This is a genomic window from Psychrobacter sp. AOP7-B1-25 (assembly GCF_052376195.1).
Classification (GTDB): domain Bacteria; phylum Pseudomonadota; class Gammaproteobacteria; order Pseudomonadales; family Moraxellaceae; genus Psychrobacter.
In genome coordinates, this window is record NZ_JBQSVK010000007.1 from 1 (window position 1) to 16256 (window position 16256).

9 protein-coding genes are annotated in these 16256 nt (G+C 41.6%); all 9 read right to left on the reverse strand.

What is annotated here, in order from left to right; genetic code table 11:
* The coding region (locus ACT3QR_RS07570; protein ID WP_444520738.1) for a hypothetical protein at positions 1 to 565 on the reverse strand (565 nt) is incomplete at its 3' end.
* 558 nt (positions 566 to 1123) lie between these two features.
* The gene (locus ACT3QR_RS07575) at positions 1124 to 3571 is read right to left on the reverse strand and encodes a site-specific recombinase (RefSeq protein ID WP_444520739.1); all 2448 of its coding nucleotides are present in this window, start codon (positions 3569 to 3571) and stop codon (positions 1124 to 1126) included.
* Between the two features lie 236 nt (positions 3572 to 3807).
* Entirely contained in the window at positions 3808 to 5592 is a 1785-nt protein-coding gene (locus tag ACT3QR_RS07580) for an acyl-CoA dehydrogenase C-terminal domain-containing protein (RefSeq protein WP_444520740.1), read from the reverse strand.
* 411 nt (positions 5593 to 6003) lie between these two features.
* Complete coding sequence (locus tag ACT3QR_RS07585) at positions 6004 to 7797, reverse strand: acyl-CoA dehydrogenase C-terminal domain-containing protein (protein ID WP_444520741.1); 1794 nt, start codon at positions 7795 to 7797, stop codon at positions 6004 to 6006.
* Positions 7798 to 8379: 582 nt separating this feature from the next.
* Positions 8380 to 10092 (reverse strand): putative bifunctional diguanylate cyclase/phosphodiesterase, encoded by a 1713-nt coding sequence (locus ACT3QR_RS07590; protein ID WP_444520742.1) that lies wholly within the window; start codon positions 10090 to 10092, stop codon positions 8380 to 8382.
* Positions 10093 to 10265: 173 nt separating this feature from the next.
* Positions 10266 to 11117: a 16S rRNA (uracil(1498)-N(3))-methyltransferase gene (locus tag ACT3QR_RS07595; RefSeq protein ID WP_444520743.1), complete on the reverse strand. Its 852-nt coding sequence runs from the start codon at positions 11115 to 11117 to the stop codon at positions 10266 to 10268.
* Positions 11118 to 11417: 300 nt separating this feature from the next.
* Complete coding sequence (metF, locus tag ACT3QR_RS07600; RefSeq protein WP_444520744.1) at positions 11418 to 12266, reverse strand: methylenetetrahydrofolate reductase [NAD(P)H]; 849 nt, start codon at positions 12264 to 12266, stop codon at positions 11418 to 11420.
* Positions 12267 to 12279: 13 nt separating this feature from the next.
* A complete protein-coding gene (gene ahcY, locus ACT3QR_RS07605; protein WP_444520745.1) occupies positions 12280 to 13704 on the reverse strand; it encodes an adenosylhomocysteinase in 1425 nt (474 codons plus the stop codon).
* Positions 13705 to 14055: 351 nt separating this feature from the next.
* Positions 14056 to 15978, reverse strand: a complete 1923-nt coding sequence (locus tag ACT3QR_RS07610) for a TonB-dependent receptor plug domain-containing protein (protein ID WP_444520746.1) — start codon at positions 15976 to 15978, stop codon at positions 14056 to 14058.
* Positions 15979 to 16256 lie beyond the last annotated feature (278 nt).

The window sequence follows — 16256 nt, forward strand, 5'->3', positions numbered from 1 at the left end:
CTGCTTCTAATTGACCCGTCGCTACGGTATCTTCTGTGGCGGTGATAATTGAGTCTTTAGAGACAGGCAGTTCGTTAGCAGGTGGTTTTGATGAACTATCGCTTGAACCGCTGCTTATAGCTGCTACTCCTAAGGCGGCAGCGCCAATTGAACCCAATAAGACACTATTGCTGATACCGCCAATCAATGAAGCATCACCTAGCATCTCCGATACAAGCGTTGTATAGGAAGTTTCTGAAGCTACTTGTGTCGTTGTGCCTGTTTCAGTACTCACATAATCAAATTCAACAAAACCTACATCACTAACTGTGCCGAGTGCAACATTATCAGTTAGGTAATAATCCTCAATAGTGAGCAATGCCTCACCATTTTCATCTGCAATCAGTAGATCATCCGCCACTTTCTTAGCTTGTAATTTTTTAGCGGGTTGGCCTGTCTTAGCATCTACTAAAGAAATCTGCATACCTTCTTCAGCAGCTATTTTCGTAGGTTGGTTGCTATTTAATACTTGATTGATCAAGTTGACATTATTCTTTTGCAAGATGAGTTGCGTTGCTTGTGCCATTAGGTGTCCCTATTAAACTTTCTTATAAGTTAAGAAAGTTTTTCTATTTAGAAAAGTTTTTGTTTTAAGTTAGTAACATTAACTAACAGTAGTTATACTATAATAACCTACATAAGTTTAATTTAATAGTAAGCAAAACCGCAATTCTTAATTTCTTGCACAGCAAATATATAATGAGAGTCAGTATAGATCTCACGTATTATAAGAAAACGTCAGTTGTTCGACCGAACATTGCTTGACAATATTGGTGCCATGCTAATACTGTTGATATTTTCTATATGGCTATATCAGTAATAAATAGTCTGTGACACAAAAAAATACTCATGCTTTGTAAATAAAACATGAGTATAGCGACTCCATTAAGTAGAAGTGTTCTGATTATGTGGGACGAGATTTTCTCGTTAGAAAAAGACAGTTGTTCTATAAAAATGGCTAAGTTAGTAGTTTCTGAAAGTTTAGGCGGTAACTGCTAAACAATTATTGGAAGAGTATTGTCGATAACTTTGTTAACAACGTCATCAATGGCTGACCAAACCTAAAGCCACCATAACTACCCATTTAATTAGGTAACTTTGGTGGCTTTTTAGGCTTTGGCAAAGGTGTTTTTGCGTCACCATTCTGTTTATCATCAGAGTCGGTATGGTGATCGGATTCATCATTAGCAAAGTCGCTATCAATCTCATTTATCGTTTTGGTAGCTTTGTCGTATTGGATATCATCAGTATAAGGAACGCTATTTAGCTCTTCATCGACTAAGCCATCGTCCAAATCCATCACTTTATCAGGAGAGTTGTACGGCTGCGTGTGCTCATCTGTTGGTTGCTTTTCATAGTTTATGTCTGTGTTTGTCTTTGAGCTTTGCGCATCAGCATGCTTAGACTCAGGTAGTATTCTGACATCAGACAGACGCCTTACTACATAATTAGTGGGTATAGATTTTCCATTTTTCTGTGCTGATGTATCATCGAATATCATATGACCCTGGCTATCGATACGCGCATAGTCCATTGGTTTGTCACGAGGCCAGAAAAAGTCAGACGGATGACTAATGATATGACCAAACACCAATCTTGTGAGACGACTCCATTCAAAGAAGCGAACTTCTTTAGAACGCAGGGCAACAAACAGTGCCAGCGAAAAGCTAACGATTAAGTTAACCAGACCAATAAGTGCTACGCCAAGTATAGAAATCAGAATGAGGCTCCAACTTATATCATCAGCAGATATATTGAACAATCCATGCGCCAAGTTTGCTGAGGCAAAAGCAATATGACGAATATCAATTGGTAAGCCAAAGATATAGCCAATAGTCGCGGTACTACCCAAGAAAACCCCGAATAAGAAATTTCCCATGATAGCGCCCAAGTTGGCCTCTATAAAGCCGCCTAAGCGCTGAAGCCACGAGCTAGGCAATATATATTTTAGCAATTTGTGACGTTGTATACGCGCACCTACGTTATTATAAACTGCTAAGTTGTCGTAGTAGCCTGCAATCAAACCAGATAAGAACAGGTAAACCCCAGCAATGGCAGCGTGGGGAAGTGCTAATGAGTTGAATGGGTCAAGATCATGTAGTAAGTGTCCTGCCTTTTCGGTATCAATCATTGGCGCACCAGTATATTGCAGCCAAGCAAAGGATATAATCAAAGCGACTGGTACAGCGAGCATGACGTTACCCATGATAGCGATAAACTGGGTACGTAATATATCGACGACCAGTTCTGATAGCTTAGTCAACTGATGCGATTTTTTACCAGAACCTTCAGATATGGTAGAGGCAATGGCAGCAGCAGTCATGGCGGGCTGCTTGGTCGCTACTGTACCGCGAATGACATGAATGAATACAAAGCCCAAGCCATAGATCATACTGTTGATGAACGCGCGACCCATAGGGGCGAGCGCTAAGTGATAAGCCAGTATTTTTATGGTTGCCATAAATGCAATGAAAAAGCCACCAATAGAGGCTTTTTTGAACATTTTTTGGTAGCCCGATTTATCGGTGCTGATATAATGTTCGCCGACGCGACTGGCATTTTCCGTGACTTTACGAGAGAGTAGTTTGGTATTGTTATCAATCAAATAACCGATACTATAGCGACGATTGGCAGTAGTAATGAGCGCTTGTATCAGCTCGATAACGGCACGATCGCGCCGTTGGTTGTCATCTGTGACCAGCTCAGTCAAAATCCGCATACGCTGCAAACTTTGATCTAGACGCAGCATCATATTGGTTAAACGAATAGAAATACCTGTCTTATAAATTCGCTTACGTACAGTCGCAACGATATCCTCACACTGTTCAAGCATCACCAATAGTGGCGCCGGATCGACTGCTTGCTCTGGAGTAATATCTGTCAATGTATCAAGCTCATGCGCTTGACGATATTGATTAACGAATAGCACGGCTTCTTGATTTTGTGCCACAAAAGACGCTGAGTAGTTCAGCATTTGTGGATACGATTCCATCAAATCAGGATGTAAGCCGATACCACTGATGCGATAAGATAGAATGATAATCGCGTTTAAAATACTATTCTTCGCGGTAGCGACGAGATTTAAATGTTTCTCTTCTACGCGAACCAATTCAACCAACTTATCCCATTTCTCTGTTTCAATATTGGCCAGCCAGCGTTCATCAGAGCGTTTATTAAACAGATATCCTATTAGTTCAACGACAGAGTCATCTTGTGGCAATAATGGTAAAAATCGGTGCCCAATCAAACGGCGTAAACTGTTAAAAAATCCTTGATCGGACATGATGCCAGTATCGGTATACAGGGCAATTTGTCGATATTGAATAATCAGTTTTAGCACAAAACTAGATAGACCGTCCCCATATTCTGGATGCTGATGGATGATATCAATGAGGGCTTGAATTTTTTCATTGGCCAAAGCAGGTTCTTTATCACTGACTCGTAGTTCATCAATCAAGCGTTTGAGTACCGCAGGATCTGGCACGTCGCTCAAGGCGGTAATCTGTTGTAAAATGCGTTTCAATTCTGACACGTCGCACCCTTTATTATTGTTGTTTCAATCGTTTTTATTATTTAAGTCGGTATAAGTGGTTACCATAGAAATAGTTGCCAATCGTTCAATTGTAGTCGAGCGACATCTTGTATTATTTTAATCGGAACTGCCGATTGATATTGAATTATTTTGTTAGCAGTTATTTTGACAAAAAAAAGGACAGTAACATGACTGTCCTTTTAATCAAGATATTTTAGGTTAGCTTTGCCATGAGCTTAGCTCGCAGGAACGTCGAAATAAGCAAGGTCAAAGTTCATCATTGGGTCACTACCAGCTTTAACCATCTGTGCATGAGCATCAATACGCGGTAGGACACGGCCGACGAAATAATCTGCAAGTTTGGCTTTATTGGTATAAAACTCACCATCTTTACCATTAGCAGCTTCTACCATCAATGCAAACATGTAAGAGTAGGCGAGGTAGCCAAAAGCATGCATGTAGTCAACAGCACAGCCATTGATTTCGTTTTTGCGTTCGCCGATATTGTTAAGCACAGTGGTAGTTAGCTCTTCAATAGTATCTGCTGCATTCAAAGTAGCTTGCTTGATAGCATGGTCTGCTTGCATGTTGCTGACAAAGTCACGAATCTCACCTAAGAAGTGGGTGACGTATTTGCCATTATTGCGAGCAACTTTACGGCCTAGTAAGTCAAGTGCCTGAATGCCATTGGTACCTTCATAAATTTGCGCAATACGCGTATCACGAACGATCTGCTCCATACCCCATTCGCGGATATAGCCGTGACCACCAAAGACTTGTTGGCAATCAACCGTTGCTTCTAATGCTTTGTCAGTCAAGAATGCTTTTGCAACTGGCGTCAGTAGGGCGACACGAGCCGCAGCCGCTTTAGCTGACTCAGGGTCGGTACTAAATTTCTCTTCATCAAGATTTTTGGCAACGTACATAGCAAAGCAGCGAGACGCTTCAGTATTTACTTTGGCGTTCAATAGCATACGACGGACATCAGCATGATGAATGATGGCGTCAGCAGGCTTTTCTGGGCTTTGCAATTGCGTATCACTACGGCCTTGACCACGGTCATTGGCATATAACGCTGCATTCTGATAGGCCAGCTCAGAACCACCAAGGCCTTGCAAGCCCATCGTGACGCGCTCATAGTTCATCATAATAAACATTGATGATAGACCAGTGTTTTCCGCGCCAACCATCCAGCCTTTAGCATCGTCAAAGTTCATGACACAAGTCGCAGAGGCTTTGATACCCATTTTGTGTTCGATAGAGCCCACAGCTAACGTATTACGTTCGCCCAAACTACCATCTGCATTGACCAAGAATTTTGGCACGACAAACAGCGAGATGCCTTTTGAGCCTTCTGGTGCATTTGGTGTTTTTGCTAGTACCAAATGAATGATGTTGTCTGTAAGGTCATGCTCACCACCAGTGATAAAGATTTTGGTGCCAGAAATGTCATAGCTACCATCATCATTAGGCACGGCTTTGGTTTTAATGATACCCAAATCAGTACCAGCATGCGGCTCTGTCAAGCACATGGTGCCAGCCCATTCGCCGTTGTACATTTTTTCTAGATAGGTTTGCTTTTGTTCTTCAGAACCAGCTGCGTTTAGACAAAGCGTTGCACCAACGGTTAGGTTTGGATACAAGGCAAATGATTGGTTGGCAGTGAAAACCATCTCTTCGGTGAGCATGGTCACCATTTTAGGGAAGCCTTGACCACCGTATTCAGCGTTACCGCTTAAGCCAACCCAACCTGATTCAGCAAACTGTTTGTAAGCTTCTTTAAATCCTGTTGGCGTAGTAACGACGCCATCACCTTCAAAAGTTGCGCCTTCTTCATCACCGCTACGGTTAATAGGCAATAGAACGTTTTTTGACAGTTTTCCCATTTCTTCTAGAATCATATCGACAGTTTCTGTGTCGACATGAGCCAAGTTTTCATTGTTTTGCCAAAACTCTGGTGCCTTGAATACGTCATTTAAGATAAAGCGCATGTCATTAAGAGGGGCATTATAAACAGCCATAAACATTCCTTTGGTTCAAATAATTAAAATTGAAGTTGTTAAGATTATCAACTGTTCTCTTGGTATAACCTTAGCGATTAATAACCAAAGTTTAACAAATAAGCTTGTGAGCGAGTGTATTTCTTCGTGAATTGTGCGTACACCAAAAGTTAGCAGCGGCTATTGAAGTGCTTATAGACGCTTTATTGATAGCTAGAATGTGAGAAGGTAGATGGGATAGAGCTTATATACAATTGCTCCTGTTAAAAATATTTTTATAGTCATCATTAGGGCGTGTCTTTATCTCATTTCTAGTCTATTTAGGTGACTCTTGAATGAATTGAAAACACGCTCTAATATACATAAAAAACGGCAACACACCGAAGTATGTTGCCGCTTAAAATTATATTTTTACGAACTTCAGCGCTTTAATTAAAAGGCAAACTGATCAACATCCATGCTCATGTATGGCTCTACACCAGTGCTGATACGCTGTACGTGCGTAGTAGTACGTGGCAATAGCTTAGCGAAGTAGAACTGAGCCGTCTTAACTTTAGCGTCATAGAATGCTTTTTCGCCAGTACCGTTTGCGATAGCAGTTTGAGCAACCAGTGCCATGCGCGCCCATAAGTAGGCTAGGGTGACATAACCACTGAAATACATGTAGTCTACCGCCGCGCCGCCGACAGCTTCTGGAGTTTCAGTTGCTTGCATACCGATACGTGCAGTCAAATCGCCCCATTCTTTAAGATGCTTGGCAAGCGGGCGAATGAACTGACCCATCTCGTCATTTTCTTTGTTTTCTTCACAGAATTCTTGAATAACATTTACAAAGTTGGCAAGCAGCTTACCTTGTGAACCTAGGACTTTACGGCCTAGTAAGTCAAGCGCCTGAATCTCTGTAGTACCTTCGTATAAGCAAGAAATGCGCGTATCACGTACGTTCTGCTCCATACCCCATTCGCTAACGAAACCATGACCACCATAAACCTGTACGCCGTGGTTAGCAGCTTCTAGACCTGTTTCAGTCAAGAATGCTTTAGCAATGGGTGTCAATAGTGACAACATTTGGTCAGCAAACTTCAGTGCTTCGCCTTCGCCTTTTGCGACGGTATCTGCAAAGTGAGAGAGATAATACACTAGCGCACGACCACCTTCCGCAAAGGCTTTTTCAGTCAATAGCATGTTACGAACAGCTGGATGTACAATAATAGGATCAGCCACTTTTTCTGGTGCTTTTGTACCTGAAAGCGCGCGCATTGCTAAGCGGTCTTTTGCATAAGTCAATGAACCTTGGAATGCATACTCTGCTGCAGTCAAACCTTGTACGGCAGTACCGATACGTGCCACGTTCATGAAAGTGAACATGCACTGTAGGCCGCGGTTTTCAGGTCCAATCAAGTAACCTGTTGCGCCATCGAAGTTCATGACACAAGTTGCAGAGGCTTTGATACCCATTTTGTGCTCGATAGAACCACAAACGACATTGTTGCTTTCGCCAACGCTACCATCTTCGTTGACCGTCATTTTAGGAACGATAAACAGTGAGATACCTTTGGTGCCAGCAGGTGCGCCTGGTAGACGAGCCAAAACGATATGGATGATGTTGCTGGTTAGGTCATGCTCACCTGCAGAGATGAAAATCTTTTGACCTGTGATGCTATAACTACCATCTTCTTTAGGCTCAGCTTTAGTACGGATAATACCTAAGTCAGAACCCGCATGTGCTTCAGTAAGACACATAGTACCTGACCATTCGCCAGTGACCATTTTCTCTAGATAAGTTTCTTTTTGCTCATCAGTACCATGATGCTCGATGGTTTGGATAGCACCGTGTGATAGGCCTGGGTACATAGAGAATGACCAGTTAGCTGTACCGACCATCTCGTTAATGACAGAAGACAATGAGAACGGCATGTTTTGACCGCCAAAATCTTCTTCAGCAGACAAAGCCGGGAAGCCAAGCTCACAATACGCGTCATAAGCTTCTTTGAAGCCTTTTGGCGTGGTAACTTTACCGTTATCAAACTTACAACCTTCAGCATCACCGCTTTGGTTCAATGGTGACAGTTCGTTTTCAGCAAAGCTTGCAGCCATCTCAAACAGGCTGTCCATTAGCTCACGGTCAGCTTCTTGGAACGCAGGCAAAGTTTTGTAATGGCTTTCGCTATCGAGTAGTTCATGCATAACGAATTGGATATCACGTAAGGGCGCTTTGTATTGCATAACTTCCTGTCCTTTTTGGAATGTAATCGATCATAGCCAATAATGAGCATATGGTCGCACTATCCTCTAGTGCGTTATTCTTACCTAGCCAATCTGAAAATCTAAATAAATGATAAACAGTAAAGTAGGTCAACCATGCCATCGATTACATAAAATAGTATTGAAAAGAGTGGTGATCGTCAGAGCCAATAAGAGATTAAATGTACTCTAACAAATTCACTATAAAAGATAGGCTTTCACAGGTGATTATACAAGTTTGGTGACAGGACTGATAAGTCATGAACCTATCTTGCATCGGTTATGCAATCAACGTTAGGCGCTAGGAGACAGCAGCATTAAGCTTATGAAAAATTTAATGATACTAAGATGGGTAGTCCTTTATATGACCAGTATTAACATGAAAAATGACAGCCAAAAAAATAGCGTTCGCCAGAATGACAAACGCACCAGTCTAAATGACAACGCCATTTAGTAGAACCTACATGTGTGCAGGTAATGTCACATATATAAAGGTGATAAACGTCAAATAGGCTTCTATTCTATGAGTCTTAACATAGTAGTTTATAATTAGCAGCCTAGCGTTTACTCAGAAGTGTTCTGCTTAATCAGAATTTCAGTGGCAACATCAGCCGCCACGGGTTTACTAAACCAATAACCTTGACCATTTTTACAACCCATATCTAGTAACACATCACGCTGCTGCTCAGTTTCAATACCTTCAGCCACGACTTGCATGTCTAAAGCGGCGGCTAAGTCTAAAATAGCTTTTACAATCGCGTGCTGGGTACGATCAGTTTCAATATTGGAGATGAAGCTCTTGTCGATCTTGATAAAATCAAAGGGGTATTCTTGTAAGTAGCTCAACGATGCATAACCAGTACCGAAATCATCTAGCGCTAGACGTACGCCAAGTTCTCTAAGTGAGTTGAGCTGTTTTTTTACATTGTCATGACGCTGAATCAAAGACGATTCGGTCACTTCAATATGCAACTGCTGTGCAGCAACGCCATTCTCTGTCAATAGTGTGCTTACCATATCAAAGAAATCAGGGTGGCTAAACTCAGCCGCATCAGCATTGATACAGACGTGTTGATGAAACCCTTGCTGTTGCCAAACGGATAGTTGTTTGACAATTTTAATGGCCAGTTGTGAAAACAAATCAAAGGATAGCTTGTGCGCGATAATGGCATTGATAAAATGGACGGGTTTAAGCAATCCACGAGTAGGGTGTTGCCAACGTACCAATGCTTCAAAACCTGTAATAGCGCCAGTCTCTAATGAGAATTTTGGCTGGTAATAAGGAATAAATTGGCCTTCTGTAGTAGCAACTCTAAGCTCAGACTCTAGTTCTAAGCTACCAGCAGTAGCACTTTCGATGGCTTTATCGTACCAGCGAATATCATCGCCACCATGCTGTTTGACATAGTCCAGTGCTTTTTCTGCTTTGGTTAATAAACCGGTTACTTCGTTATCGTCTTTTGGAAAACAGCTCACACCCACAGAGATATGGTAGTAAATATTTGCATCTGTTGCATGATTTTTATCAGTAAAGAAGGGTCGTTCACACATTTGCATAAGCGTGTCTAGTTGATGACGCACCATATTGGCATCTTTAACTTCAAATAATAGCGCAAAATCATCACCACCAAAGTGAGAAAAAGAGCGTAAGTTATGTAATTTGAGAGTCTCTACTTCTTTCACAAAGTTTTTTATCAAATCATTAGCACCATCAGGCCCTAGTAGGCTGGCAAGATTGCGATAACGGTCAATATTTAAGCGTACGAGAACGATTTCTTGGTAACTATCTAATAGCGTGTCACTCGTCTGACTCAAAAATACTTTGCGGTTGGGAAGGCCTGTGATTTGGTCGTAGTTGAGTAAATGTGCGACCTGTTTTTGGTCTTTGATGACGGACGACATGTCTCGTAACATACCAACATGATAAGCCTTCTGCTCAACATAAATCTTGCGATAAGTGACATGGCAGTCAATCGGTTCGCCATAACGATTGACCATTGAAAAATCAAGCTCGTAAAAGCCATGACTGTCTAAGTTATTGCTAATATCTTTTAAAATCAGCTGCTCTGCGTCCGATAAAAACTCAGCAGCATAAATACCAAGTGGTCGACCGACTAAGAACTCTTCTTTATAGCCAATCATAAGCTCATAACTGGCGTTGACTGTTAAATAACGTAAGTTATCATCCAATACAAATATGGCGTCCTCAAGCTGTTCACAAAGTGTGCTCATCAACTGCTGCTTGATTGATACTGGAATAGTGTCACAATTACTCATAATAGTGGCTCACAAAAGATAAGGACTTATAAAAATAAGAACTGTATTGTCAATTTACTGATATTGAGTTGGCATCGCGTTTTACTATGCACGATGAATAACAGACGTTATTTTTGACTATAAGCATAAAAGACAAAAACTACGATAGTTATACTAGTACTTATCAGTTTTCCCTAAGTACTCAAAGCATGTAAAGTAGCTAACGCTACCACTGGTGCGGTTTCGGTACGTAAGACTCTTGTGCCGATCTGCCAAGGCTCAAAGCCAATACTCTCTGCCTGTTTACACTCGTCACCATTTAAACCACCTTCAGGTCCGATCAAGAGTTTGATATAAGGGGTTTGTTGTTTGAGAACATCGTATAAAGCGTTAGGCGTGGCAGGTTGTCCTGCTGCTGGAACGCTCATTTGCATACATAGATTTGCAGCATTTTTTAACACTTGATAATAAGGGTCACGACTAAGCGTAGAGACGACAGAGCTGACAGCTATCTCCGTTTTCGCATTGCTTAGCCATTCTTTGATAGATTGCGGCGCAAGAATGAGGGGTGGGCGATTAAGACCGCATTGTTCACAAGCGGCAATTGCCACTTGTTGCCAATGCGCCAGTTTCTTTTCCACTTGGGCAGGTTTTAATGTGACTTCGCCATGATGGCTGCTGAGTAATTGAATGGCAGTCACGCCAAGCTCAGTTGCCTTTTGGATAGCATAATCCATACGCTCACCGCGGCTCATGACTAAGCCAATTTGGGTGATAGTAGGTGCCGTACGATCGTCGCTTATATGTGCAAGTAAGGTAGCAGTGGCGTTTTTCTTACTGATTGTCTGTAGCTCTACTTTATATTCACCGCCAAATCCATCAAACAGTATACCCTGATCACCGATGTTTGCTCGTAATACACGGCACCAATGATGTACGATACTGTCTGTTACTTCGATGTTACTACCTAGCGATAATTCACCTAATTTAGGTAGTGGTGAGACATCAGCATTGTCGTTATTAACGGTATAAAAAAAACGTCGCACGTGGTCTTATTCCTATTATTAGTTTGAGTATAGTTATTATTAACTCTATAGAATATCACTTGAAACGATTAATGACATTTGTTTTATGAGAATTTTTCTTAATAAAGATAATAACGCTAAGAGAATTATTTTTACACAGTAAAGAGATTTTAAAAAATCGAATAGGATAGAGTGTATGAGTAAAGCGGTAAAGGGTCACTAATCAAAATTTTGACAATAAAAAACTGGCACTTCTAAAAGCGCCAGTCATTAACAATATATTTGAGAATATTTAAAGGTTACCCGAGAATACTTAGAGGTTTAAACGATCAAACCCAATGCTTCTACCAAGCGCTTATTTGGCTCGACCTTATTCATGCTATAAAAATGCATGGCGGGTACACCCTCATTGATCAAGCGTTCACACAAGCGATAAACCACATCAAAGCCAAACTCACGAATCGCCTTGCGGTCATCACCAAAATCCGTCAACTGCTTGCGTACATAGCGCGGAATATCAGCGCCACAGCTATCAGCAAAACGCAAAAGATTACTTGAGTTGGTGATTGGCATGATACCAGCAACTAAAGGCTGAGCGACCGTGTCAATACCGCGCTTCTCAAGCTTATCACGCAAGTATAGATAGCTGTCAGCATTGTAGAAAAACTGGGTAATCGACGCATTGGCACCAGCTTGGTACTTATTTACCAAGTTGTCGATATCAAATTCAAAGCTACGTGCTTGGGGGTGCATTTCAGGATAGGAGGCCACTTCGATGTGGAAGTGATCACCTGAATGCTCGCGAATGTATCTAACTAAATCCACAGCAAATGGTAGCTCACCCATGCCCACCTGACCTGATGGCAAGTCGCCACGTAGCGCTACCAAGCGTCTAATACCTAAAGTCTTATAATACTCGAGCAATTCAGCGATTTCAGCTTTATCATCACCAATACAAGACATATGCGGCGCGATTTCAGTGTTACCACGCGCACTTAGTGCTTGTACGATATCTAAGGTGCGGCTACGAGTTGAACCGCCCGCACCATAAGTTACCGAAAAATAAGCTGGTGACAGTTTATTCAACTCATCATAAGTACTGAGAAGCTTTTCGTGACCTTGCTCGGTCTTTGCAGGAAAGAACTCAAAGGAGAAAGCAGGCTTACTCACAGTTAGGCTCCTCTTAGTATTTATAAGCGTCAGGCTTGAATGGACCTTCAACTGGCACACCTAAATACTCAGCTTGCTTTTGGGTCAGCTTAGTTAGGGTACCGTTAAAACCTGCAACCATCGCAGCAGCCACTTCTTCGTCTAACTTCTTAGGCAGTACTTTTACGTATAAGTTGTCAGTACGCTTGTCAGCTGGCAAGTCAGCGAATTTTTCTTCAAACAGATACATTTGAGCCAATACTTGGTTGGCAAATGAGCCGTCCATCACGCGTGATGGGTGACCAGTCGCGTTACCTAGGTTCACTAGGCGACCTTCAGCAAGCAAAATCAAATAATCGTTTTCATCATCTGAGCGGAAAATTTGATGAACTTGTGGTTTGATCTCAACCCAACGCCAGTTGTCACGCATAAACTGAGTGTCAATTTCAGTATCAAAGTGACCGATGTTACATACAACAGCACCAGGTTTAAGTGCTGCTAGCATATGTTTGTCACAAACATGATAATTACCAGTAGTGGTAACAATCAAGTCAGTGTCTTCAAGCAAACGGGTGTTAATGTTGTCTGCACCGCCAGTATTGTCACCATCGATGTATGGTGATAATACTTCAAAGCCGTCCATACATGCCTGCATAGCACAGATTGGGTCAACTTCTGAAACACGTACGATCATACCTTCTTGGCGTAAGCTTTGTGTAGAGCCTTTACCTACATCGCCATAACCGACAACCAAAGCGCGGCGACCAGCAAGGAACATATCAGTAGCGCGTTTAATCGCATCGTTTAAGCTATGACGGCAACCGTATTTGTTGTCATTTTTAGATTTGGTAACTGCGTCATTGACGTTAATGGCTGGTACTTTAAGTGTACCTTTACCAAGCATTTCAACCAGACGGTGAACACCAGTGGTGGTTTCCTCTGAGATGCCATGGATATTGTCAAGAAGCTCAGCATAGTCATCATGGATAAGAGCGGTTAAATCACCACCATCATCCAAGATTAAGTTTGCGTCCCAAAGTTGGCCTGATGCTTCGCCGCCAACGTGTACTTGCTGACGTAGGCACCATTCATACTCTTCTTCGGTTTCGCCTTTCCAAGCATAAACAGAGATACCAGCAGCGGCAATCGCAGCAGCAGCATGGTCTTGAGTTGAGAAGATGTTACATGAGGTCCAGCGTACTTCAGCACCTAGCGCGACTAATGTCTCGATAAGTACAGCAGTCTGAATAGTCATGTGGATACAGCCAGCGATTTTCGCGCCTTTAAGTGGCTGGTCTGCTTCGTAGCGACGACGCAAGCCCATCAGAGCAGGCATTTCAGCTTCAGCAAGCGTAATTTCACGGCGGCCGTAATCAGCAAGGCTGATGTCAGCAACTTTATAGTCGGTGAAAGAGGGATCGATCGTATGGGCAGATGGTGTAGTAGACACTGCGTCCATAATATGCTCCTATCAGTGGTTAACGAATGATAAAAAGAATAAAAACGCAGGTGCCGTTGTTTGCGCTGTGAGCGACCAAAAATGGGGACTCTCGACAGTTAACCGAGCCTAACATAACCTGTGATTGCATAACTTTAGAATGTTAATGCAGTAAATCACTATTATGGCGCAACACCTCTCGGAGGTCGTTATTGTAATAGATGAGTGGTTAATTGTCACCTATTGACTGAGATAAATGATAAGCGGTCATGGCATAAGTACCTGTATATTTTTAGTAGGTATAAAAAAAGGCCATCTGTAGGTGACCTTTTATATTTAGATAAACGCTAGGTTTTTAACTGCTAAGTGAGCTTAGTACCAGTTGTAAGTGAGAGAGGTAAAGTAGTTAGTGCCGTCAGTGCTGTATTCTGTGCCGAACTGATTAGATAACGTGTAATCTTCGTCAGTGATATTGTCAACGCGCAAGTTAGCACGAAGATTAGGTGTAATGTAAACAGAGCCACTTAAGTTTAGTAAGGTGTAATCATCTAACTTAGTCGTATTCGCCGCGTCGGAAAATCTTTCGTCAGTATATTTAGCTTCTAACCGCACATCAAACTTTGGCTGTTGATAGCCCACATAAATTGAACCGCTATTTTTAGGGCGGTAAACGAGGTAATTACCGTAAGTAGGCTCACCAAATGCAGGTTTTATAGGGTTTCTATCTTCTGCGTCTAAATAATTATATCCAAAGCCAAATAAGAAAGAATTGATTTGCCAATCTGACGTTAAACTTAAGCCCTTGATCTTTGCTTCACCGATATTGTCTCCAGATGCTATTAAGTTTTCTGCATCAGTATGGTAACCAGTAAGTCGTGATAGCTGATTATCAGTGACATACTCCACGAATATTTCGGTGTTCTTAGTGGTTTCAGGTTTTAAGTTTGGGTTTTCATAGCCTGGGAAGTATAAATCGTTAAACGTAGGGGCACGAAACCCTGTGGCATAGCTTGTACCAATACGTACACCTTTTAGCGGACGTATAGCAGCACCTATATTGTAGGTGCTTTCATTGCCATATTGGGAATTATCATCAACACGGTAATTAGCTTGCAAGTCGTAATACGTGTCGGCTAATTGATAGCCGATAAAAGCACTTTTTATAGTGCGGCTATCGACATCGTATTCAGTAGTAGAGTCTATCTTTTGCTTTAGGTGTTCAAGTCCCAAAATCGCATGACCATCACCTGCTTTAATTTGGCTCTCTAAACGTGCATGGTCTTGCTCAGTATCAAAAACAGTGCTGTTATTTAAATCATTACCATCTTCATAAGTAGTGATTTCATCGATACTACGACCATAGCTTAGCTTAGTAGTAGCAAGATCGTTAGTGTGTTCAATAAATGCTGTTGCTGAACCATTTTTCTGATCACTATGAGCATCAGGATGTACAGCTCCAGTTGTCCAATCAGCAAATCCATCAAATTCAGAAGTTGATTTGTTGTATAAAGCGCTTAGACCTGCTTTTACATTAGGTGCGATTTTTTTTGTCACAGCAAGGCTTGCGGAAGTCATATCAAATCCATCGTCATCTGGACTGAAATTGCTTCCAGTTTCGACAGCATTGAAACCATCAGTATCAGTATGACTAATGCCTAAGCTAAGCGTTGTATCTTGATTAGTATATTGACCATTTACTCCCAAGTTATAGAGGTTGTGAGACCCTGCTCCGGCCGTGACTGAAACGTTGTTTTGCTCGACGTTAGAGCCTTTGGTAAATATTTGAATGACACCGCCCATAGCGTCAGAGCCATATATACTAGAGCCTGATGCACCATATAGTATTTCGATACGGTCAATTTGATCAGCAGAAAGTAAGTTTAATGCTGGCGTGCCTAGAGAAATAGAGCTATAGCGGATGCCATCAATAAGTACAAGTATTTGCTTGCTATCGTAACCGCGCATATAAAAGTTACTAACACTTCCCATACCACCACTTTGAGTAATGTTGATGCCCGGTTGACTCTTTAATACATCTGTTACGGTTTGACCTTGATAACGTTGTAACTCTTCCTTATTAATTACTCGTGTTTGCGCAATTACATTACTTGTCTTAGTAGGTGTGCGAGTGGCTGTCACGACAATTTCATCAAGCTCAACTTGTGGTAGGTTACTATCGTTGATGGAAGTGTTTTCAGGAGTGGCTGCCATAGTAGTATTAACTGCAAGTAGGCCAAGCGCGCTCAAAATACTTAAACGAAGATAGGTACGTGAAGATGCACGTGATACAGACATAGTCGATTCCAAAGTAATCAAATTAAAAATGCAGAAATGAGGGGTAACTATTGTGACGTAAAAATAGTCAAAAGTTACAAAAAATAGTATATAAGCAAAACTGTGCTCATTATCTACAAATTAGCCTGCTTTATAAACTATTTTGAGCTAATATTTATTCAAGATAGGATGAATGTTATTCATGTTAGCTTACGGAATAGTTAAGCTAAAAATCATTTTATGTGAGTGTTTTACGACAAACTCTTCAATTCTGTTCATAATATCTATTCTCTAAAGGT